We start from the raw sequence: 21,748 nt of genomic DNA, 5'->3' as shown, positions 1-21,748 counted from the left end.
TCATGAGCACCGTCACGACCGCCGAGCGCGCCGCACTGTTCGCGCACACCAGCGCACGGTGGACGGTGATCGTCGCCGCCACCGTGCTCGGGTACTGGTCGACGTGGGAGCAACTGCTCACGGAGATCTCCCGCGGCACGGGCGGCGGCTACGTCCTGCTCGTGCCGCCGTTCGCGGTGCTCGCCGCCGAGGGCGTCACCCGGCGCCGGCGCGGCGAGCTGCCGATCCACGACCGGCAGACCGACCGGATCGTCGGCGGCGCCGTCCTGCTGATCGCGCTCGCGGTCAAGTGGCTGCTGCTGCCGCGGTACGGGCCGAACTACCAGATGATGCACCTCGACGTGCTGTCGGCGTGGACGTTCGTGATCGGCGCGTGCGTGCTGCTGTTCGGCCTGCGCGTCGCCTCCCGGTACTGGCCGGTGTGGCTGCTGCTGCTGGGCACGTCGCCGTTGTTCTACCGGGCGGTGCTGGTGCAGCTCGGCGGCACCAAGTTCGCCGCCGGTTTCCTGATGGTGCTGCTGGGCGCGATCGCGATCGCCGTCGCGGTCGGCCGCACCCGGCGCCGCGCGCTGATCGGCTTCTCCGCGACGATGCTGCTCGGCCTGGCGCTGCTGTTCGCGGTGACCACCCGCTACCCGGACGCACGGGTCGCCGTCGCGCAGATCGTGCCGTCGGGCACGGCGGCGCTCGTCGTCGGCGGCGCGTTCTACCTGTACCGGTATCGCGGTCTCGCGCCGCGCACGCTGCCCCCGAACCCGGTGTCGCCGCGGGAGGCGACGCGCTCGGCGCTGTTCCTCGTCGTCCCGGCCGCGCTGGTGCTCGCCGTGTTGCCGCTGCCGGATCAGCAGCTCACGCCGGTGTCGGTGGGCCCACCGCCGAGCGGCACCGTCACGCAGGTGGTCCCCACCGGCTGGTACCAGATCGACTCCATCGACTACGACTGGCCGCGACGGTATTTCGGCTCCACCGCGCAGCTGCGCCGGCAGATGATCCGTGCCGTCGAGCCGCGCGCCGACTGGGATCGGCTGTCGCGGCCGCGCACCGTCGCCGTGCAGACCCTGCAGGTGCGGCGAGTGGGGGTGTTCGAGGTGTATCCGGTGCAGACCTCCTACGATCTCGGGCGGGCGCGGGTGAGCCCGAAGATCCGGGTGGACCTCGGCCACGGCGTGCAGGCCGACTTCTTCACCGTCGTCGACGACGAGTTGCTGCTCACCTGGAGCCTGATGAACTTCATCTGGACGCGCGGCGACGCCCTCGCGCAGCGGGTGAGCCTGCTGACCGTCGACAACCACGAACTCGATGCGCCGTTCCCGCAGCCGACGCCGAACATGGCGTCGAACGGCCGGAATCTGCTGTCGGTGTTCCTGCGCGGGCGCGCGTCGGTGGAGGATTCCGATCCCGAGTACAAGGACCTGGACATGCTCACCGAGCTGGGCCGTGATCTGGTGGAGGCGCAGTGGCGCGGAATCTAGTCGACGAGGAGTTCAAGGCCGCCGCGCTGCACGACGCGGTGTACGGGCTGCGGGAGAAGCGGCCGCTGTCGTCGGCGTCGGTGGCGTTCGTGCCGTGGCAGAAGTGGCTGACCCTCGGCCTGGTCGCCGCCGTGATCGTGGCGCTGGTGTTCGCGACGACGCCGACGCTGACCGTGCTGATGGCGGTGTGCACGGCCGGGTACATCGCGACGCTCGCGGACCGGCTGCTGCTGTTCTCCCGCGGCCTGGCGCGCGACGCGATCCTCACCGTCGACGACGACGTGGCGCGCGCCGTGTCCGGGCACGCGCTGCCGACCTACACGGTGCTGGTCCCGGCCTACAACGAGCCGGAGGTGGTGGGTGATCTGATCGCGGCGATGGCCGCGCTGGACTATCCGGCCGAGAAGCTGCAGGTGCTGTTGCTGCTCGAGGAGGACGACGCCGTCACCATCGCCGCGGCCGAGCAGGCCGGTCTCGGCGAGAGCGTCGAGATCCTGCTGGTGCCGGCGGCGGACCCGCGGACCAAGCCGAAGGCCTGCAACTACGGGCTGCACTTCGCCACCGGCGACATCGTCACCATCTTCGACGCCGAGGATCTGCCGGAGCCGCTGCAGTTGCGGCGTGTGGCGGTCGCGTTCGACCGGCTCGGCGACGACGTCGCGTGCGTGCAGGCGAAGCTGGCCTTCCACAACGGCACCCAGAACATGCTCACCGGCTGGTTCACCGCCGACTACGCGTTGTGGTTCAACTTCGTGCTGCCCGGCCTGATGCGCTCGAATTCGCCCATCCCGCTGGGCGGTACGTCTAACCACATCCGGCGCGCCGTCTTCGACGAGATCGGCGCGTGGGATCCGTACAACGTCACCGAGGACGCCGACCTCGGGGTGCGCATCGCCGAGTCGGGCTACCGTACGGCCGTATTGGACTCGACGACACTGGAGGAGGCGAACAGTGATCCGATCAACTGGATCCGGCAGCGTTCCCGCTGGTACAAGGGATATCTGCAGACATGGCTCGTGCACGTGCGACGACCCGTACAACTGTGGCGCGGCATCGGCACGGTGGGAATGCTCCGGTTTACGACCCTGCTCGCCGGGACGCCGATCATCGCGTGCCTGAACATGGTGTTCTGGTTGATCACCATCGCGTGGCTGCTCGGGCAGCCGTTCCTGATCGAGGAGATCTTCCCCTGGTACGTGTACTTCCCCGCGTTGATCTCGCTGGTGTTCGGTAACTCCGCGGTGCTGTACATGAACCTGGTCGCGTGCCGGGAGACCGGGAACTCGGCGCTGTGGCTCGCGTGCCTGACGGTGCCGGTGTACTGGCTGATGATGTCGGTCGCGGCGATCAAGGGCACCTATCAACTGATCCGCAATCCCTCCTACTGGGAGAAGACCTTCCACGGGCTGTCCTCATGAGGGGCGGCTCGGCCCGGGTGTTCTGGCTGTCCTGCCTGCTCTATGCGGCGGTGGGTCTGTACCTGTCGCTGGATGTGGGCTATTTCCAAGGTGATTCGCTCAGCCGCGTCGCGGCCGCGCGCAGCGCCCTGCACAGCCGCGACCCGCACCTGGCGGCCATCGGGTTCGTGTTCACGCCCCTGACCGCGCTGATGCAGTTGCCGCTCGTGGCGCTGTCGGACTGGTGGCCGGCGCTGACCCGGTGGGGCCTCACGGCCGTGGTGATGTCGGCGCCGTTCATGGCCGGGGCCGTCACCCAGGTCCACCTGTTCGCCCGCGATCGCGGCGCGTCGCCGTGGCTGGTGTGGGCGGTGACGGCGCTGTTCGCGCTCAACCCGATGATCGTGTACTACGGCGCCAACGGCATGAGCGAGGCGCCGTTCCTGATGCTGCTGTGCTGGGCGACGCGCCGGCTGGTGCGGTGGATCAGCACCGACGACGTGCACGACCTCGCCGTCGCCGGGATCGCCGTCGGGCTGGCGTATCTGGCGCGGTACGACGCGCTCGCCGTCGGCGCGGCCGTCACCGTGCTCGTCGTCGCGGTGACGTGGTGGCGCACCCGGGTGTGGCGGGCGGCGCTGCTCGACGCGATCCTCGTCGCCGCCCCGGTGGGGTTGGCGTTCCTCGTGTGGGCGGCGACGAGCTGGCTCATCACCGGCGAAGCACTGCAGCAGTTCTCGTCGTCGTACGGCAATGCGGCGATCCTCGAGCAGAGCGGCGGCGGCTCCACCGGGGGCCTGGGGGCGCTGGCGTTCTCCGTCGCCGAGATCCTGGTGCTCGGGCCGGCGCTGCCGCTGCTCGCGCCCGTCGTCGCGGTGCTGGCGTGGCGCCGCCGGGACTTCGAGCCCGTCGTGCCGTTCGTCGTGCTGGGGGCGGTGCTCGCGTTCGCGGCCCTGTCGTACTTCCGCGGCATGACGTTCCCGTTCCTGCGGTTCTACCTCGTCGCGGTGCCGCTGGCGGCGATGTGGGTGGTGCAGCTCGCGCCCCGTCGCGGGCAGCTGCGGGCGCGCCGGCTCGGCGCGCACGCGACGGTGCGTCCGCAGGACCGCGGCACCCTCGCACCCGCCGGGGCGTTCGCGCTCGCGGTCGGGCTGCCGATCACGTTCGTCGCGATGGGCAACGCGACGCTGTCGCAGGAGCAGCACGCGCTGCGCACCGTGCTGTTCCCCGATCCGGACGACACGTCGCAGTTGCGGGACCAGGAGAACCGCATCATCGCGTCGTTCGGCACGGAACGTCGCATCGCGGACCATCTCGACGCGCTCGGCCTGCCGTCGGGTTCGGTGGTGATGGACACCGTGTACGGGTTCGCGGTCCTCACCGCCACCGACCGGCCCGAGCAGTTCGTCATCCCGTCCGACGCCGACTTCACCCGCATCCTCAACGATCCCGCCGCGAACGGCGTGCGGTATCTGCTCACCGTGCCGAACGAGGGCCGCGGCGTCTCGGACGCGGTGAACCGCCGCTACCCCACCGTCTTCGAGACCGGCGCCGACATCGCGACCCTCGATCTGGAGATCCCCAACGACGGCGACAACCAGCCGACCTGGCGTCTGTACCGGATCGGTTGACGGGCCCACTGAGGCCGTGCCACTATCCCAGCACCAACCCCGAAAACGGGGCGACCCCGGCCGGTGCGCCAACACCGAACCGGGGTCTGGGCACACGACAGAAGAGAGCTGTCATGCACCGTGAGGTGGATTGTATCCACACGCCGATTCCAGGCGCGTATCCCCGGGAGTGGCCGGCGCCGCGCGCCGCACACCCCGCCTCCGACGTGGCGTCGCCCGCCACCCTGAGCAGCGCGAGTCCGCCGACGACCTGACCCGCACCCCGCCCCGCACCCGACCACTGGGTCCGGGGCTGTCGGTGTTTCCCTGCGTGCATGCGAGGGCCGTTCCGGTGACCGAGGCGCACGCGGTCACGTCGTTTTCCGTGCGGGTCCGACGCTAACCAACCGCATCCGGCATTCCACCGTCCCGGTGAACGGCACCGGGCACCCGATCGAGTACGGGTCGACACGTCCGACCGGGTCCAGCTCAGCCGCTTGCCCTTTCGGGCACGCGGCCATACGTGCTGGCCGAGACGCGGTATCGGGGCATGGTCCGTGGGTTTGCTTGGGGAAGGGGCCGACAGGTCAGGGACCCGCAGGGTCTCCGTCTGCATTGCCGTCCCGACCTGAGGTGAGACATTTGTGACGAATAGAGAACCGCCCGAGGTTCTCGCCTGCGCATTCACGCCGACGGTGAAGCGGATCGAGACACCAAGCAGATTGGAGCCGGCGGTGGCACTCGTACGCTGTCGCAGACGGCGAAACAACCGACAGATCGAGGACGATAGTCCCAGCATAGTCCGCGTTGTCGTCGTTGCTGCAGAGCATGGCGAGGTCGTCGACTGCCCCACTCGACCGGAGATCCTCATCATGCCCAAATCCCACGCGTTGTTGGCGGCACTGTTCACCTGCGTGTTAGCGGTGAGCGGATGCGTCGCGAACAACGGCGACACTCAGAGCCCACCGGAGACGACCACCGTGTCCTCGACCTCGGCTCCTACCATCACAACCGCCCCGACCACGACGACCAGCGTGCCGCCGCCTCCGACTCCAGGACCCGAGCCTGCGCCTGTTATCGCCCCCACCCCAGCGCCGATTACATTCGAGTGCGGCGACCCAACAATGTACGAGTACGGCACCGCACTATACTCGGACGGCACCATCGGATACGAAGCCAGCTGCGACACACCGCCGGCGGATCGCGTTCTGCGGTACTGCGACTACGGCGGTGTCGCCGTCTATACCGACGGCAGCTACTCGACCACCGACCCCGCGTGCCTGCAATCCGCTCCGGCACCATCGTCCGGGGACTCGGGGTACCCGTACGACCCGAGTCAAGACCGCAACGGAGATGGCGTCGTCAACGGCTACGAGCGCTGTGGCACCGCATGCGGCGAAGCACCCACCAGCGGAGAGACTCAAATGCAGTACGGATGCGAAGAAGGCTGGATCGATCCGCAAACGTGTGCGCAAGCGGGCTACTGGTGATAAAGGCGTCGAGGGGGACTTTGACGTCCTGTCGCTTCCATCGTCGCAGGACGCTGCGGAAGGTGATGTCGGGCAGTCTCGCCGGGGTGCTGTGAAGTCGGGGGCAAGATCGACGGAGACATCGACAACGTTGATCCATCGTCAGTGATTGGAGGGTATAGATGACGCATCGTCGACACGATGGCATTTCGCGACAGTCGCTACCTACGAGAAATCGAATCGTCGGCGCACGAAATACCCTCAGCTTCAATTGATCCGAGGGCATTTCGACCCGAGCGTCAGGATAGCTAGTGGCACTCAGTAGACAATCCTGATTGTTACCACGCGGATGCGTAGTTGAATCCGCCGTAGCTGTTATGGCGCTCGTCCCTCGCGATCAGGGTGTACTGCGGCGGAGCCCCGGTGCTGCCCGAGAACAATGGATAGGAGACCGAGTAGATCGCGGCATATACGTAGTGCGAATGGTCGTTGGCGATTCGGGCCGACACGTACGAATCGGACTCGATGCTGACCTCAACACTTCCGCAGAAGCGGTTTCCTTCGGCTTTGGTGGGCAGGCTGACGAACTTGTTGACCCTGCCGTACCGGTCGTGGTAGGTGATCTCGTTGTTGTGCTGGTTTGCGCTGCAGAACACATACTTGGCCGCGCTACCGGAGACGGTCGCAGCCTGCGCCGCCGGTGCGGTGAGTGCTGCCGAGCCCGTAGCGAGCGTGGCAGCGGCAGCGGCAGCGAGGGTGCCGATCAATTTCTTCATGGTTCCAATCTCCTTGTGTCGGTGTTTTCATGGATCATGCGCATCCGCCTTCATGCCAGTTGCAGTCTGAACATGGGGTGGAAGTGGGGGCGGTTTGCCATAAGACTCGTTCAGCGAACACGCGATACGAACGGGTGGCCGGAAACGAGCGGGTCACAACAAGAATTACGACGGTGGTGATGGCGACGCCGAATCCAGGTCAGGACGAGCGCCGCGCCAACCTCGGCACTTCGAGTTCCGGGCTCGTGGGATCGACAGGCGTCTTCAGGCTGGCCGACGAGACGACCACTAGCGTTCCCAGAGGCAAACAATCAGAGCAGCAGGCAGTCCGATCTCGGCCGGGGTTGGCCGTGCTCGAGATGGTCACCCGACTCCGGCACCCGTTTGCGTCGTCCCGGGTTGCACAATACGCCCACATGTCGGCGGATTGCGCAGTGCCCCAGATGATGTCATCCGGTCGGACGACATGGCGACCTTCTGACCGCAGCCGGTTAGTTCCCGCCACCGATGTTTCGATTCCGAACAGAGGTCACGACGCAGTCCTGCACGAGCGACCCATACTCGTCGCCCGCAGACAAGCCGAGGACGTCGCGCCCGTCGACGGCTGCAGAACGCGATCGCGCGTCACTGGAAAGGGAGAACAGCGCTCCGCTTCGAAGTGCCCAGACATCGGCCGACGACACGCGGTCGCCAGGCGAGTCGTGGATGTTCCCGGCGACATAGGTGACACCGTCCTCACCGTCGACCGTCCATGCGTCTTCGAGGTGCGCGTCCTCGGTGAAGCTACTGTCGACCAGGCTCACCGTTTCCGGTGACGCCGATGAGCACCGGGGGTCTAGGGCGTCGGTCGCCAGTGTGGCGGTCGTGGTTCGGATGGTCGCGGTAGGCCGTTGGGAGGTAGTCGTCGGCCTCGGAACCATGGTCGACGGGGCGGCGGTCGTCGTCGAACTTGCCGCTGTGGTCGAGGCGGTATCGCCCTCCGGGCCTGCAATCGATCCGAGGACCGTCAGGCCAATGACAACTGCTGCTGTGACACCTACGACGACGGGCCATTTCTTCTTGGGTGTCGTCGAGGGAGTGGGCGTTACGACAGACGGAGGAGGTGCAGCAAGGGACCTGCTCTTTGGCGCTGTGGATTGCGTCCATTGCTGACCGTCCCACCAGCGGACAATATCCGGGTCGTGAGGATCGGGATGCCAGCCGACGGGCGGGTTCATGCGCTGTCCGTTCTGTAGGGATTGACCGAGTCGGATGTCGCACGGGTCGGCGTTCTCGTTACAGCGTTACTGCAGGTCACACTTACGGCTGACACGTAGTCACCGTTGACCCGCGCTTCGCACCGGACGGCGACGATACGAATCCGCGCGCCGGAGCTCTCACAAGCACTCCGTCGTTGAGGACCGGGTCGGCACAGGACGAGTACCTTGATACGACTGCGGTGTGCGGACAAGACGACTTCGGTCAACCGAAGCGTGCCGGAGCTGAAGTAGGCCAAGCCCGAGGGTCCACAGGAGGTGGGTAGGCGGGTTAACCGAGAACAACCCGCCGCGGCTGTCTTCCTCGCCGCGAGGTCTGCTGCCAGTTGCCTACGCACTGCCCGCCGATGCTCGGGGGATGGCGGTGGGTTGTTGGTGCGGCGCGCTGGGATGGTCGAGCAGACCGAGGTCGCCGATCTGCCGGGGGCGGTGCACCCACTTGCTGGCACAGGCTCGGGAGATCCCCACCTCGGCGGCGATGTGCGAGATCGGGCGGGTCTGGCAGCGCTGCACGGACGGGGGGCATTACCGTGCGTCACGACGGGCCGTTCCGGTCGGCGGATGGGTGACTTGGCGGTTCTCATCCTGTCGTCGGAAGGCCCGTCTACTTCGCTCAGTGCCTCCCTATGCCGGTGTCTACAACGTCATGACTCCCAACATCCAGCGTGCGCTCTACAATGACGGCTTTCGATGCGTCGAACAGGAGATGAGCGGAGATTCCTACGACTACCCGCAAGGCCCTCCGGCAGAAACCCATGCAGACCGCGGCCCTCGAAAAGATCCAACGTGAGCATCTGCGAGTCGGTACCGAACAGATCCGCGCGAACCTGCGCCGGATCGGCTACCAGGTCCAGGGCCAGACCATCCGCGAGTGCGTGCAGCAGTGGGACGAGCTGGTGCGCGGCAACGACGTCGACAGCATCCGCCGCGTGGTACTCGGCGGCGACGAGGTCGCCGCGGAGATGCGGAATCTGTCGCCGTTGACGATCGTGCTGACAGAACAGGAGAGCCTACAGGTGCTCGAGCAGCTCCGGCAGCGAGTTTCATGAATCAAGATCGAATTACTGAGAAGAGCTTCAGTAATCCGCATCCTTGCGCGTCGGTTCCGGCATGCCGGCTGCCGGTGGGCGGAGCAGGACGTAGCCGACGAGGCCGAGCAGAGCTGCCGTGACGGTGACGACGCCCAGCGGCACCGCGGTCCCCGGGCCGGCCAGGCCGACGAGGGGGGCGGTGACGCCGCCGAATGCGAACCGGGCCAGCCCCAGCAGCGAGGCGGCCGAACCGGCCACCTCGGGATAGTTCTCCAGCGCGAGGGACGTCGACGGCGGGGTCGTGACCGCCACCCCGCTGACCATCGTGAGCAACGAGACGACCATCGCGGCCAGCGGCAGGTGTGCGGTGGCGGTGAGCAGCACGCCACCGGCGCCGGCCACGACCATGATCAGACCGGCGACCAGGGTGCCGTGGACCGACCACCGCTCCGCGATGCGGCCGGCGAGGAATCCGAAGACCATGAATCCCAACGAGTTCAGCCCGAACGCATAGGAGTAGCCCTGCGGCGACAGGCCGTAGATGCCCTGCAACACGAACGTCGCGCCGCTGAGATAGGCGAACAGGGCGGCGTTGACGAACCCCGTGATGAGGACCGCGCCGAGGAAGACCCTGTCCGAGACCAGCCGGCGGAACACCCGCCTACTGTCGGCCAGGCCACCGGCTCGTCGACTACCCGGTGGCAGCGTCTCACGCAACACCCCGGCACTCGCGACGAGGATGGCCACGCCCACGACGGCCAGGAACACGAAGGTGCCCCGCCAGTCGGTGACCGTCGTCAGCTGCCCGCCGACGACCGGACCGATGATCGCCGCCAGTCCGCCGAGGACGGTGAGCCGGCCGTAGTAGCGCAGCAGCCGGGCGCCGGAATACAGATCGCGGCCGGCGGCCTGGGCGATGACGATGCCGACCGCACCGGTCAGCCCCTGCACCAGGCGCGCCGCGACGAGCGTCTCGATGGTCGGGCTCACCGCACACCAGGCGGACGCGGCGATGAAGGCCCCGACTCCGATCAGCAGCGGACGACGGCGACCGAACCGGTCCGACAGCGGACCGGCGACGACCTGCCCGAGCGCGAGTCCGAGCAGGCAGGCGGTGACGGTCAGCTGTGCCGCGGACGTGCTCGCCCCGAGGTCGGCGGTGAGCGCGGGCAGGACCGGCAGGTACAGGTCCATGGAGATGGGACCGAAGACGGTGAGCAGGCTCAGCACTACCCCCAGCGCCCTGCCCCCGGGCCCGGGGCCCGCAACGCTGCCGACCTTGCCCACGGCGACCCGGTGGTCGTCGTGGCGGCCCGAAGTCAGGGAGACAGACATGAACGAACGGCTCCTGATGAGTCGTGAGTCGCCCGTGCGGCAGACTCGAGGCGGTGACCGCCGGCGGGTGACGGTCGAGGTCAGGGGCGGAGCAGAACCTTGATGGCGCTTCGCTCGTCCATGGCCTTGTAGCCTTCGGCGGCCTTCGCGAGGGGCAACTCGAGGTCGAACACCTTGCCCGGGTTGATGGTTCGGCTCCAGATCAGGTCGATCAGTTCGGGCAGGTACTGCCGGACGGGTGCCGGACCGCCGTGCAGGTGGACGTGGGAGAAGAACAGCTCGTCGCCGGGCAACTGCACGTCGTGGGCGACACCGACGTAGCCGACGTGCCCGCCAGGCCGGGTGGACCGGATGGCCTGCATCATCGACTCCTGGGTGCCGACAGCCTCGACGACCGAGTGCGCGCCCAGCCCGCCGGTGAGCTCCTTGATCCGGGCCACGCCCGCGTCACCCCGTTCGGTGACGATATCGGTGGCACCGAACTCGCGGGCCAGCCGCTGGCGCGGTTCGTGGCGGCTCATCGCGATGATGCGTTCGGCGCCGAGTTGCTTGGCCGCCAGCACCGCGAGCAGGCCGACGGCGCCGTCGCCGACGACCGCGACGGTCTTGCCCGGCCCGGCCTCGGCGGCGACGGCACCGAACCAGCCGGTGCCGAGCACGTCGGAGGCGGCCAGCAGGGACGGGATCAGGTCGGGGTCGGGCATGCCCGGAGTGGCCACGAGGGTGCCGTCCGCGAGCGGGACTCGCAGGAACTCGGCCTGGGATCCGAGGCTACCCATGATCACCCGGTGGATACACGAGCTCTGATACCCGGCGCGGCAGATCTCGCAGGTGTTGTCGGACGCGAAGAACGAGCCGACGACGAAGTCACCGACCTCGAGGTTCGCGACGTCCGCGCCGATCTCCTCGACGACGCCGACGTACTCGTGGCCCATGGGGATCGGGCCGTCGTAGGTCTCGACACCGCGGTAGGGCCACAGGTCCGAGCCGCACACACATGTCGCGGACAGCCGGATGATCGCGTCGGTAGGTTCGACAAGCGTCGGACGGTCACGCTCCTCGACACGGACGTCGCCGGGGGCGTACAGGACTGCTCCTCGCATGACGGTGCTCCTTGTTCGCACGAGATCGGATGCTGGTGGCCCAGCTGTTTCCGGGCAGATTCCATGGAACACCGCGCACCACCCGCGCGGGAGGTCGAGTTCATGGGGGGTACCAGCAGAACCTCCCACAACGCCGCACCGGACGTACCGTGGACGGCGTGGACAACCGCGCCGATATCCGCAGCTTCCTCGCAACCCGGCGGGCCCGGCTGACCCCGCAGCAGGTCGGGCTGCCCGCCGGCGGCGGCCGCCGCCGCGTCCCCGGACTGCGGCGCGAGGAGGTGGCCGTGCTGGCCGGGGTGAGCACCGAGTGGTACACCCGTTTGGAGAAGGGCCACATCGGCGGTGTCTCCGAGGACGTCCTCGAGGCGGTCGCCCGGGCACTGCAGCTCGACGAGGCCGAACGCACCTATCTGTTCGACCTCGCCCGCGCCGCCCGGCCCACCCACCGCGCACCCCGCGCCCGCAAGCAGGCCCAGGTGCGGCCGAGGGTGCAATGGATGCTCGACTCGATGACCTCCTCCGCCGCGTTCGTCCGCAACGGGCGCATGGACATCCTCGCCACCAACGCGCTCGGCCGCGCGCTGTACTCGCCGATGTTCGCCGACGACCGCAGGCCCGCCAACATCGCCCGCTTCCAGTTCCTCGATCCCGGCGCCCGCGACTACTTCCCCGACTGGGACGGCGCAGCAAACGTGACCGTGGCACTGCTGCGCGCCGAGGCCGGCCGCGATCCCCACAACAAGGACCTGCGTCAGCTCGTCGGTGAACTCTCCACGCTCAGCGACGAATTCCGCGCCCGGTGGGCGGCACACAACGTCCGCATCCACCATGCCGGGAACAAGCAGTTCAACCACCCGGTGGTCGGCACGCTCGACCTCGTCTACCACTCCCTGGACCTGGCAGCGGACGACGACTGGGTCCTGGATCTGACCATCTACACCGCCGAACCCGGAACCGATTCCGAGGACCGGCTCAAGCTTCTCGCCAGCTGGGCCGCGACCCATCTCCCGGCCCACCCGGCGACCGAACCGTCCAGCTGACACGGACGGACGGCACCCGCGACGTTCGGTCGGTCCTGCCGTCCCCGCCGGCAGACAAGGCCTTCCGCAGCGAGATGGAAAGCGCTCCCGTGGTGTCGGCCTCTACCCGCCCAGGAGCACGCCCGAGGCCGAGATGGGCCGCAGCACGATCCGGACGAGCGCAAGCGGGTTGTCGTCCCCGGCGCAGCGGTTGGCGTCGAGCGTGCCGCAGGCGCGGCACCGGTGGATGATCACCCATTCCCCGCCCCCGCGCACGGTCACCGAGATGGGCTCCATCCGGCCCCCGCAGCCGGCGGCCCGGTCGCCGGGCACACGATCGACGTGTCTACTGGACAGGCAGTGCGGGCAGTGGTTGCGGTGCGCGGTTCCGGGCGCCTGCATCGGCACGTCCAGACCGCATCCGATGCAGCGGAACGATGTTCCGTGCCGCGCGGGTGCGTCGCGATGTGCCGGCTTCGGCCGCTGCACTCGAGCTGTTCGACTGTTCCTGCGGGACACCGAGCGCTCCTACAGTTGCGCGAGATGCTCGAGCGGGAACGGCGGTTGCGCCAGCGGTTTCACCGCGATGCGGAGCAACAGCAACTGGTTGTCGTCCTCGACCACCGGGCACGCGTCGAGACCACCGCAGGCGGTACAGCGGTGGATGAGCATCCACTCTCCGCCCCGGAGCACCGCGATCGAGATCGGGTGCGTGCGTGCTCCGCACCCGGCGTCCGGTCCGGGTCGGTGCTTTCCGGCGAGGCAGTTCGGGCAGTGCGTCCGTGTTGCACCGGCAGGCGTCGCGGCAGGTACCGTCAGCCCGCACCGGATACATGTGAACGTGGAAAGGTGCGATATCGATGTGCCACTGTGGGACACTTGGGTTCTCCTCTGTGAGATCAACTGTGCTGCAATGTGTGCCGAGCACTGTCGATCCCGCGAAGACCTCACACCGGACAGGCGATCCGATGGTGGGTGCGGATCACCGGTCCGAGCGCTTCACGGGATCGTGAAGGAGCTCGGCGGCTGTCCGGGGCATAGTTCACCACTTTCCATCCGAGTTCGACCGGCCTCTCCGCCGGACGCAGCAGACGTTATTCACCACGGGGTGAACGCGCAAACGAATTACTGCGAGCGCCGGGTGCCCGTTCCGTATCCGACTGGCGGACAAGTCCGTTCGAACGGTCCGGCGAACGGTGGTTCGATGCTGGACGACGACCGGGCGCACATCCGCGCACTCGGCGATCGACGCGGCACGGGTCAGTAGCTCCCGTGCCGGGCCAGCACGTCGAACGCCGGATCGCCGGGACCGATGTCGTACGTGCACTCCCCGGTGCGCGGGTCCGGCACGAACGCCCACAGCAACGCGCCGGCGGCCCCGGCCTCGCGGTAGCCGGTCAGGGCCACGTCCACGCGTTCGGCCCGTTCGGTGAGCGGCAGGCAGCTGCCGGCCTCGACGCCGAGTTCGGCCACCAGGATCGGCTTGGTCACCTGCCCGAGCCGCACCGGCAGCCACGCCGCCTCGTCGTAGTCGTGGTACTGCAGCACGTCCACGTACGGCGACCGCGCGAGCTGCGCGTAGCCGTCCCCGGCGCTGCCGCACTGGTCACCGCCGATCAGGCCGAGGGTGATCGGGTGCCGCGGGTCCGTCTCCCGCACGATCCGGCCGACCGCGTCGGTCCACGCCCGCAGCAGCTGCGCCGAGTCCGGTGGGCAGGAGCGCCGCGGCAGGCTGCACGCGGCGTCGCCGCACACGCCGGGCTCGGGCTCGCCCAGCAGGTCCCACGCGGCGAGCGCGGGTGAGACCCGCCACCGGTCCACGGCCAGGCGGACCCAGTCGCGGTAGCTGACCGCGAACGGGGCCCGGCGCATCGTCCATCCGTGCTCGTACCAGGCGCGGTCCTTGTACAGCTCGTTGCCGCACGCGCCGTCCTGCGGGGACAGCACCGGCATGACGAGCTGGCCGTGCCGCTCGGCGGCGGCGAACACGGCGTCGATCGCCGCGAAGTCCAGGGTCCCCGTGGCGCGGTTCAGCGCCAGCGCCTGGAAGGCGTTGAACCGCGTCAGCGACGACGGCGGAAGCGACGAGAAGTACGCGTCCAGGTCCACCTGCGCGCCGCAGCCGCCGTTGACGTCCCAGTCGGAGGCGAGCTGATAGGCGTTGAGCCCGGTCGGCCACCACGGCTTCCCGTCCAGAATCAGGCCCCGGCCGTCCACCGTGACACGCGCCGGCGGCGGCGGCGGTAGGTCCGGCGGCGGCGGGGACGCGCACGCGGCCGCGCCGACCAGACAGGCGACGACGACGGCGGCTGCGCGCATGGGCGAACGGTAGTCCCTGCCCGGCCGGACGGGAAGACGGGTTGGCCACGGCGCACACGTCGGCGAGGTCGGGTGAGCTCGTTGCCCACCGTTCCCCGCCGCGGCGCCCGTCCTAGCCGATCCTGCGGCGGTACGTGACCATGGCGAAGATGTACGCGACGACGAGGATGCCGACACACCAGGCGAGGGCGATCCAGATGTCGGCGCCGACCGGCTGCTGTGTGAACAGGTCGCGGATGGCGTCGACGATGGCCGTCACCGGCTGGTGCTCGGCGAAAGCGCGCACCGGGCCGGGCATGGTGTCGGTGGGCACGAATGCCGAGCTGATGAACGGCAGGAAGATGAGCGGGTAGGAGAACGCGATCGCGCCGTCCGCGGACTTCGCGGAGAGACCGGGAATTACGGCGATCCACGTCAACGCCAGGGTGAACAGGATCAAGATGCCGGCGACCGCGAGCCACGCCGGCGCTCCCGCCGCCGAGCGGAATCCCATGAGGAGGGCAACGAGCACGATGACCACGACCGAGGCCAGATTGGCGACCAGCGAGGTCACCACGTGCGCCCACAGAACGGACGAGCGTGCGATCGGCATGGACTGGAATCGCTCGAAGATGCCGCTCTTCATATCCAGGAAGAGCCGGAATGCGGTGTAGGAGATGCCCGAAGCAATGGTGATGAGCAGAATGCCGGGCAGCAGGTAGTTCACATACGAATTCGACCCCGAGTTGATCGCGCCGCCGAACACGTAGACGAACAGCAGCAGGAAGGCGATCGGCATGATCGTGGTCGTGGTGATAGTGTCCGGGCTGCGCGTGATGTGGCGCAGGGATCGTTTCAGCAGGACGGCGGTGTCGCCGAAGAAGTGCTTGGTCATCATTGTTCCTTACTCGTCCGTGGCGACGCTGCGGTAGTGCCGGCGTCGCCGTCCTTGCCGTCGTCACCGACGAGGGCAAGGAAGACATCTTCGAGTGTCGGCTGCTTTTCAACGTATTCGACCTTGGCGGGCGGGAGCAGCTGCTTGAGCTCGGTGAGGGTGCCGTTCACGATGATCCGGCCCTCGTGGAGGATCGCGATCCGGTCGGCGAGCTGTTCGGCCTCGTCCAGGTACTGCGTCGTGAGCAGCACCGTCGTGCCGTGCTCGGCGAGTTCCTCGACGGCCTGCCACACCTCGAGGCGCGCCTGGGGGTCGAGCCCGGTCGTCGGCTCGTCGAGGAAGATGACCGGCGGATCCCCGATGAGGCTCATCGCGATGTCGAGGCGGCGGCGCATGCCGCCCGAGTACGTCGACACCTTCCGCGCGGCCGCGTCGGTCAGCGAGAAGCGCTCGAGCAGATCATCCGCGATCCTGCCCGGGTCCTCGAGGTGCCGTAGCTGGGCGACCAGCACGAGGTTCTCGCGCCCGCTGAGAATTTCGTCGACGGCGGCGAACTGTCCCGTGAGGCTGATGGACTCTCGCACGTCCGCAGCCTGCGTGGCGACGTCGAAGCCGTTGACGCCGGCAGTCCCCGCGTCGGACTTCAGCAGCGTGGACAGGATTTTCACGATCGTGGTCTTGCCCGCCCCGTTGGAGCCCAGCAGGGCGAAGATGCTGCCCCGCGCCACGTCGAAGTCGACGCCGCGCAGCACCTGCAGGTCCTTGAACGACTTCTCCAGGCCCTCCACGCGGATCGCGGGCAACTGCACCTGATCGGTTGTCATCCGGATATCCGTTCTCCCGTGCGTCACGATTCGGGGCCTGCGACGCGATTGATGGTGTCGGTCAGCCGTTCCCGTTCCTTGCTGATCCACTGACCCTCCGGGTAGTTTCGGAGGAATGCCTCGGCGAACTCCACCGGGTCCTCCCCGACAACCGCGCGGATCGGCGTTCCGTCCGCCGCGCTCTGCTCGAAGAGATCGGCGAGGTCCTCGAACATCGAAGCCGCGCCGGCGGGGTCCCCCGGCCCGAAGTGCATCAGGTACCGCTCGAGCGCATCGATCGCCGTGCGGTAGTCCGCGGGAAGCTGTTTCGTGCGAGCCTTGTATTGCCGCCATCGCCGCTTGTAACCGATCATCTTCGAGATGGACATGGTCATCTGTCTCCTTCGTGGAGCTGTTCGAGCCGTTCTGCGAGGAAGCTCCATGTCCTCCAGAACTCTTCGAGGTATTCCTGCCCCTGCGCGTTGAGCGAATACACCTTGCGCGGTGGCCCTTTCTCGGACGGCACCTTCTCCACGTCGACGAGGCCTCTTTTTTCGATCCTGACGAGCAGGGCGTAGATGGTGCCTTCGGCGATGTCGGAGAAGCCCTGCTCCCGCAACCATGCCGTGATCTCGTAGCCGTACGCGGGCCGGTTGGAAACGATCGCGAGGACGATGCCCTCCAGCGTTCCCTTGAGCATCTCCGTCATCTGCTTGCTCACGGAACACCTCCTCAACTACTCAGTGTTACTGACTACTGGTACATAGTAACGCTGAATAGCGGCGGCGCAAGCCCCACGCGTCGAGACTCTCCGGCCAACGCCGCAACCACTCGATCACCAGGACCTGGGGGAACTGCCCCGGAAACCCAATGTTCAAGTGGCGGCCATGCTGCGGAGATCCGAAGCCACGACACTGGATGAATCGAGTGCCGATCGATGCAGAGGAGGCACTGACAGGACAGAGGTGGCGGCGCACCGCCCCACCGCGCACCCTCTCCGGTATGGCGCTACTGCGCCGAGTGCCCCCGCACGCCGCACCTTGCGGCGGTGTCTCTGCGGGTGCGCCGACGACAGGAGTTCCGTTCGACCACGGTCACAGCACCGCACCAGAACGAGGAGGCCCCAGATGCTCGGACTGAAGTTGCCCGTACCGTCGTTGCCGACGCTCCCGCTGCCGGGCCGCTCCCCGGCGAGCAGGCCACCCGCAGACGTGGTCGTGCTCGACCACGAGCAGGTCGAGGCACTCGGGCGCGAACTCGATGCGCTGCGCGCCCGCATCACCGCGGACCTCGGCGCACAGGATCGCGACTACCTCTTTCGCGTCATCAAGGTTCAGCGGGGCGCCGAGGTGGCCGGCCGAGTTCTGATGCATCTGGGGGTGTTTCCGCCGGCGTGGCTGGCCGGCGTGGGCGCACTCGGGATTTCGAAGATTCTCGACAACATGGAGATCGGGCACAACGTGCTGCACGGTCAGTACGACTGGATGCGCGAGCCCGGCGTGAACTCCCAGGACTTCGAATGGGACATCGTCTGTCCCGCCGACCAGTGGAAATACTCGCACAACTACATGCATCACACCTACACGAACATCCTCGGGCGGGACCGCGACATCGGGTACGGCATCCTGCGGATGGACCCCGGTCAACGTTGGAACCCGTACTACCTGGGCAACCCGCTGTATGCGCTCGTGCTGATGCTCACATTCGAGTGGGGCGTGATGCTCCACAACCTCGAGACCGACCGCGTACTCCGGGGCCAACGCGCGTGGCGCGACATCGCACCTATGGTCCGCGGCTGGTGGCGCAAGGCCGGCCCCCAGGTCCTCAAGGACTACGTGGTCTTTCCCCTGCTGTCCGGGCCGCTGATGCTCCCGACGCTGGCCGGGAACGCCGCCGCCAACGTGGTCCGCAACGTGTGGGCGTTCTCCATCATCTTCTGCGGCCACTTCCCGTCCGGCGTGCAGACCTTCACGGAGGACGAAACCGCCGACGAGACCCGCGGGCAGTGGTACGTGCGGCAGATGCTCGGATCAGCGAACATCACCGGCGGCCCGCTGTTCCACATCATGTCCGGAAACCTTTCACACCAGATCGAGCACCACCTGTTCCCCGATATCCCGGCGCACCGGTACCCGGCGATGGCGCCCGAGGTGCAGGCTCTGTGCGAGAAGTACCGTCTGCCCTACAACACCGGCGGGCTGGGCCGCCAGATCGGCTCCGTCTGGGTCAAGATCGTCGTGCTCGCGCTGCCGCCGGCCCTGACGCCACCGGTCCCGGCACCCGCAGTCACGATCGAGCGGCGCACCACGAGAGTCGGCGCCTGAGCAACGGTTCGCTGCAGGGCGTGTGCTCCAGCCGGCGTGTGGTCAGCCGGCATGGAGCCGACGTACGGCAACATGTCCGGCATGTGCTCGGATGCCGCGGCGAACCTCCTCGACACCATTCCGGGACGCATGCTCGTCCAGTGGTATCTGCGCGCCTACCGTGACGCGGATCCGCGGCCGTCCGTCGCCGCATTCGTCGAAGCCGACACCCTCGAGGACTTCGTCGACGACCTCGTGCTGATCATCGGCGAGTACCTCTACGGCAACGGCGCCAACGATGTCCTGGACATGGCCCTCACCGCACCGGCGACGATCGAGATGGCCGAGGCGATCTGCGCCGCGCTACGTCACCCGAGCCGGAACACCCTCGACTCCCCGCAGACCCACGAGGGCACGATCACCGAACTGAGTCTGCCGCGGGTGCGCAACCGCAGGCGGCCCGGTGCGCTGCCCGACGGCGCGTTCTGGACCGCGACGCCCCTGCACGACGGGACGAGCGACACGTGGAGCGCCAGCGGCGAGAACCTGCGCGGTCTGAAGGACCCCGCCCGCTACACCGTGCACTTCGATCCGGACATCGCGCGGATCGCCCGGATCGACACCGTCGGCGACTGGGCGGCCCTGATCGCCGACCATCCGCTCGAGTTCCGCGGGGCGCGCGTCCCGGACTGGCCGTCGATCGCCGAGAAGTGGGACGCCGTACACCTGTCGGCCCTCGGCCTGCTGTGCGCCCACCCCCTGCTGTCCGAGGTGCCATACGACCGGTACGAGGCCGGCGGCTACCGGCACAGTCAGTCGGGGCCGTGGCCCGGGGTGGGCGACTGGTCGACGGTGAGCACCGCGTGGCTGCGGATCCCCGAACGGTTCGAAATCCGGCCCACCACCCGGTCCGCGCGGTAAACGGCTCGCGGCCGGACCGGGCGCGGCTCTACGGTGGGTCGCGATGACCGAGATACGTCCCGCCGAGCCCGCCGACGTCGACCGCGCGACCCGCACCCTGGCGCGCGCCTTCGCCGACTACCCGTTCACCCGCCACACCGTCGATGCCCGTGACCACCTGCGTCGCGTCGAGGAGTTGCAGCGGCTGTACCTGACCGAGATCGGCCTGCGCTGCGGGCGGGTGTGGGTGGCCGACGACGCGTCGGCCGTCGCGGTGTGGACCACCCCCGAATCGACTCGAATCCCAGAGGCTTTCGAACGCATCGCCGGACGCGTCGCCGAGCTGTCCGGTAATCGGGCCGACGCGGCGGCAGCCGCGGAGGAGGCGCTGGCGCCACTGCGGCCCGTCGGACCGGTGTGGTTCCTCGCGACCGTCGCCGTGGATCCGGACCGGCAGGGCTCGGGCCTGGGCGGCGCGGTCCTCGAACCCGGACTCAGGGAAGCCCGCGAAGCGGGGGTACCCGCGTACCTGGAGACATCGTCGGAGCGGAACGTCGCGTTCTACCGCAGGCTCGGTTTCGACGTCGTCGGATCCGTGACCCTGCCCGACGACGGGCCGCGCACGTGGGCGATGGTCCGCAACCTTACGCAGTAGGGGTATTTGCCGACGAACCGGCCCGAGCTGGCCATCTGCTCGACGAGGGCGCTGACGTCGAACTCGGTGTCGATCCAGCGACCCACACCGGGCGCTGAGTACCACCGCTGCACTTCGTCAATGATCGACTCGGGAACGCAACCAGCTACCGCGAGACGCGATGTCATAGTCATCAACCGTAGGACCCACGTCCGACATACGCGAGGAGGGTCAGAAGCTCCTGGGGATGTCGAGGACCACGATCCCCGCCTCTTCCTCCAGCGCCTCCCACAGGTCCGGGCGGTCGAGCAGGTGCTCGGTACCGAGCACCGCGAAATCGCTGGGCTCCTCGTCTGTGCCGGTCTGATCGCCGCTGGCCGCGAATACCGCGATGCACGCATCGACGTGCTCGAGATCGTGCCGTGCCCAATACCGAATTCCGTCGAACCCCGCTTCGTGCAACGCCTTTGCCCACTGCTGGGTCAGCGGATAGTCGGTGGTGGTGAACATCTCGGAGGTCAATCCGAACTGGATCGCCCGGTTGGAGGTCGCATCGGCGAGACGCAGATCCCTACGAACAATCACCGTTGAAATGTCCCGCTTGGCGAGTTCCGGACGTGGGATGACGTAGATGCCGCTCCACGCCTCGAGCAAGGTGATGAGCTCGGTTTCCGCGGTGTAGCAGGTTCCCTCGGACCCGGTGAGATCGAAACGGCCGCCCCCATTGCTGCTGAACCACAACGCCCCCAGGCCGGCGGCATGACTGCGGTAGATCGTCGTACGGGCAGCCAGCCCGGTCTCAGGGAACCGTCCCCGGAGTGTGTCCGGGGACGGTGGCGGTTTCAGGAGTTGTTGTGCGCGGAAAACATTCACGAAGCGAGCCGTTCCGACGCCTGGCGGGCGAGCTTCTCGACATCAGCAGTGTCACCGTCGAGCAGGGCCTGCCGCGGTGTCCGGCCGTCGAGTTCGGGTTGCGCGCTCGACATCCACGACGCAATCGTCCACGGTTCGACGTCGGCATGGGCCCAGGTGCCCAGGACGTTCTTGATCCCCGCGATCGGTCGGTAGCCGAGGGCAGTCTCGGTGAAGCCCTCCGACCAGTAGCCGGCAGTGCCGTCCTCGGCGGTCAGGCGCAACACGCGATTGTCCCTGACCCCCTGGCTGAGCGCCTGCTTCGACCAGCCGGTCACTTCGAGGGTCTGCTTGTGGGTCAGGGTCGGGCCGATGTGCTTTTCCCACGCTCGGCGCGCTTTGAGGCTCGACAGCATACGTCTCACGCCGTCGGCCACGTACCGCGCGTCGTCGTCGCTGAGCTGCTCCGCGGCCATCCCGCTGGCGTCCAGCTGGTCGTCGACAACCTTCTTCAGTGGAGTGCTCATACCTCGATCGTCCTTGGTCAAGTAGGTCAAGTCAAGTAGGTCAAGAGGACGTGGGCTGCACGTTC

General features: G+C 67.8%; 22 protein-coding genes and 2 pseudogenes. 9 read left to right on the top strand and 15 right to left on the bottom strand.

The annotated features are described in order from the left end of the window. Nucleotides 1-2 precede the first annotated feature (2 nt). The 4 genes from ACWPOB_RS16750 to ACWPOB_RS16735 all read left to right on the top strand — a co-directional run bounded on the left by ACWPOB_RS16750 (nucleotide 3) and on the right by ACWPOB_RS16735 (nucleotide 5,969). Nucleotides 3-1,472, top strand: a complete 1,470-nt coding sequence (locus ACWPOB_RS16750; RefSeq protein ID WP_263509315.1) for an exosortase/archaeosortase family protein — start codon at nucleotides 3-5, stop codon at nucleotides 1,470-1,472. Continuing rightward, nucleotides 1,457-2,890, top strand: a complete 1,434-nt coding sequence (locus ACWPOB_RS16745; RefSeq protein ID WP_455401517.1) for a glycosyltransferase — start codon at nucleotides 1,457-1,459, stop codon at nucleotides 2,888-2,890. The genes ACWPOB_RS16750 and ACWPOB_RS16745 overlap by 16 nt, the downstream gene beginning before the upstream one ends. After that, entirely contained in the window at nucleotides 2,887-4,500 is a 1,614-nt protein-coding gene (locus ACWPOB_RS16740; RefSeq protein WP_455401516.1) for an ArnT family glycosyltransferase, read from the top strand. The genes ACWPOB_RS16745 and ACWPOB_RS16740 overlap by 4 nt, the downstream gene beginning before the upstream one ends. A gap of 1,103 nt (nucleotides 4,501-5,603) precedes the next feature. Next, nucleotides 5,604-5,969 (top strand): hypothetical protein, encoded by a 366-nt coding sequence (locus ACWPOB_RS16735; protein WP_455401515.1) that lies wholly within the window; start codon nucleotides 5,604-5,606, stop codon nucleotides 5,967-5,969. 317 nt (nucleotides 5,970-6,286) lie between these two features. Here the strand turns inward: ACWPOB_RS16735 and ACWPOB_RS16730 are convergent, their stop codons facing one another. The 4 genes and pseudogenes from ACWPOB_RS16730 to ACWPOB_RS16715 all read right to left on the bottom strand — a co-directional run. Continuing rightward, nucleotides 6,287-6,724, bottom strand: a complete 438-nt coding sequence (locus ACWPOB_RS16730) for a hypothetical protein (protein WP_455401514.1) — start codon at nucleotides 6,722-6,724, stop codon at nucleotides 6,287-6,289. A 491-nt stretch (nucleotides 6,725-7,215) separates the two neighbouring features. Further along, nucleotides 7,216-7,527: a hypothetical protein gene (locus ACWPOB_RS16725; RefSeq protein ID WP_455401538.1), complete on the bottom strand. Its 312-nt coding sequence runs from the start codon at nucleotides 7,525-7,527 to the stop codon at nucleotides 7,216-7,218. A gap of 330 nt (nucleotides 7,528-7,857) precedes the next feature. Then, nucleotides 7,858-7,941, bottom strand: a pseudogene (locus tag ACWPOB_RS16720) (DUF2510 domain-containing protein); the annotation flags it as partial. Nucleotides 7,942-8,334: 393 nt separating this feature from the next. Then, nucleotides 8,335-8,493: pseudogene (locus ACWPOB_RS16715) on the bottom strand (helix-turn-helix domain-containing protein); the annotation flags it as partial. 242 nt (nucleotides 8,494-8,735) lie between these two features. Between ACWPOB_RS16715 and ACWPOB_RS16710 the strand changes: the two are divergent. Next, nucleotides 8,736-9,029 carry a hypothetical protein gene (locus tag ACWPOB_RS16710; RefSeq protein ID WP_455401513.1) on the top strand — a complete coding sequence of 98 codons (294 nt, stop codon included), beginning with the start codon at nucleotides 8,736-8,738 and terminating at the stop codon, nucleotides 9,027-9,029. 27 nt (nucleotides 9,030-9,056) lie between these two features. Here the strand turns inward: ACWPOB_RS16710 and ACWPOB_RS16705 are convergent, their stop codons facing one another. Together ACWPOB_RS16705 and ACWPOB_RS16700 are read right to left on the bottom strand one after the other, a co-directional pair. After that, entirely contained in the window at nucleotides 9,057-10,346 is a 1,290-nt protein-coding gene (locus ACWPOB_RS16705; RefSeq protein ID WP_455401512.1) for a multidrug effflux MFS transporter, read from the bottom strand. A gap of 80 nt (nucleotides 10,347-10,426) precedes the next feature. Beyond that, entirely contained in the window at nucleotides 10,427-11,449 is a 1,023-nt protein-coding gene (locus tag ACWPOB_RS16700; protein WP_455401511.1) for a zinc-dependent alcohol dehydrogenase family protein, read from the bottom strand. Nucleotides 11,450-11,598: 149 nt separating this feature from the next. Here ACWPOB_RS16700 and ACWPOB_RS16695 point away from each other — a divergent pair, with 149 nt between their 5' ends. Further along, entirely contained in the window at nucleotides 11,599-12,492 is an 894-nt protein-coding gene (locus ACWPOB_RS16695) for a helix-turn-helix transcriptional regulator (protein WP_455401510.1), read from the top strand. 102 nt (nucleotides 12,493-12,594) lie between these two features. Here ACWPOB_RS16695 and ACWPOB_RS16690 read toward each other — a convergent pair whose 3' ends face one another. The 7 genes from ACWPOB_RS16690 to ACWPOB_RS16660 all read right to left on the bottom strand — a co-directional run bounded on the left by ACWPOB_RS16690 (nucleotide 12,595) and on the right by ACWPOB_RS16660 (nucleotide 17,188). After that, nucleotides 12,595-12,960, bottom strand: coding sequence for an RNHCP domain-containing protein (locus ACWPOB_RS16690; protein ID WP_455401509.1), 366 nt, complete (start codon nucleotides 12,958-12,960; stop codon nucleotides 12,595-12,597). A gap of 39 nt (nucleotides 12,961-12,999) precedes the next feature. Beyond that, entirely contained in the window at nucleotides 13,000-13,350 is a 351-nt protein-coding gene (locus tag ACWPOB_RS16685; RefSeq protein WP_043798385.1) for an RNHCP domain-containing protein, read from the bottom strand. A gap of 381 nt (nucleotides 13,351-13,731) precedes the next feature. Beyond that, the gene (locus ACWPOB_RS16680; RefSeq protein WP_455401508.1) at nucleotides 13,732-14,790 is read right to left on the bottom strand and encodes a beta-mannosidase; all 1,059 of its coding nucleotides are present in this window, start codon (nucleotides 14,788-14,790) and stop codon (nucleotides 13,732-13,734) included. Nucleotides 14,791-14,902: 112 nt separating this feature from the next. Continuing rightward, nucleotides 14,903-15,664 (bottom strand): ABC transporter permease, encoded by a 762-nt coding sequence (locus ACWPOB_RS16675; RefSeq protein ID WP_100054726.1) that lies wholly within the window; start codon nucleotides 15,662-15,664, stop codon nucleotides 14,903-14,905. Then, nucleotides 15,664-16,488 (bottom strand): ABC transporter ATP-binding protein, encoded by an 825-nt coding sequence (locus ACWPOB_RS16670; RefSeq protein WP_455401507.1) that lies wholly within the window; start codon nucleotides 16,486-16,488, stop codon nucleotides 15,664-15,666. The genes ACWPOB_RS16675 and ACWPOB_RS16670 overlap by 1 nt, the downstream gene beginning before the upstream one ends. A gap of 23 nt (nucleotides 16,489-16,511) precedes the next feature. Continuing rightward, a complete protein-coding gene (locus ACWPOB_RS16665; RefSeq protein WP_100054728.1) occupies nucleotides 16,512-16,862 on the bottom strand; it encodes a DUF1048 domain-containing protein in 351 nt (116 codons plus the stop codon). Continuing rightward, nucleotides 16,859-17,188 (bottom strand): PadR family transcriptional regulator, encoded by a 330-nt coding sequence (locus tag ACWPOB_RS16660; RefSeq protein ID WP_100054729.1) that lies wholly within the window; start codon nucleotides 17,186-17,188, stop codon nucleotides 16,859-16,861. The genes ACWPOB_RS16665 and ACWPOB_RS16660 overlap by 4 nt, the downstream gene beginning before the upstream one ends. Nucleotides 17,189-17,594: 406 nt before the next feature. On the opposite strand from ACWPOB_RS16660, the gene ACWPOB_RS16655 reads away from it, so the two are divergent. The 3 genes from ACWPOB_RS16655 to ACWPOB_RS16645 are packed head-to-tail and all read left to right on the top strand — an operon-like array spanning nucleotide 17,595 to nucleotide 20,325. Then, nucleotides 17,595-18,791 (top strand): fatty acid desaturase family protein, encoded by a 1,197-nt coding sequence (locus ACWPOB_RS16655; RefSeq protein WP_455401506.1) that lies wholly within the window; start codon nucleotides 17,595-17,597, stop codon nucleotides 18,789-18,791. A gap of 51 nt (nucleotides 18,792-18,842) precedes the next feature. Further along, nucleotides 18,843-19,691: a hypothetical protein gene (locus ACWPOB_RS16650; RefSeq protein WP_455401505.1), complete on the top strand. Its 849-nt coding sequence runs from the start codon at nucleotides 18,843-18,845 to the stop codon at nucleotides 19,689-19,691. Nucleotides 19,692-19,734: 43 nt separating this feature from the next. Beyond that, entirely contained in the window at nucleotides 19,735-20,325 is a 591-nt protein-coding gene (locus ACWPOB_RS16645) for a GNAT family N-acetyltransferase (RefSeq protein WP_455401504.1), read from the top strand. 210 nt (nucleotides 20,326-20,535) lie between these two features. Here ACWPOB_RS16645 and ACWPOB_RS16640 read toward each other — a convergent pair whose 3' ends face one another. Together ACWPOB_RS16640 and ACWPOB_RS16635 are read right to left on the bottom strand one after the other, a co-directional pair. Beyond that, entirely contained in the window at nucleotides 20,536-21,045 is a 510-nt protein-coding gene (locus ACWPOB_RS16640; RefSeq protein ID WP_455401503.1) for an RES family NAD+ phosphorylase, read from the bottom strand. Between the two features lie 128 nt (nucleotides 21,046-21,173). Next, complete coding sequence (locus tag ACWPOB_RS16635) at nucleotides 21,174-21,683, bottom strand: hypothetical protein (protein ID WP_455401502.1); 510 nt, start codon at nucleotides 21,681-21,683, stop codon at nucleotides 21,174-21,176. Nucleotides 21,684-21,748: the final 65 nt, after the last annotated feature.

The organism is Rhodococcus sp. 2H158, assembly GCF_053764755.1.
Note: the sequence above shows the minus strand (reverse complement) of the source record. Positions and strands in the feature narration are given on the sequence as shown.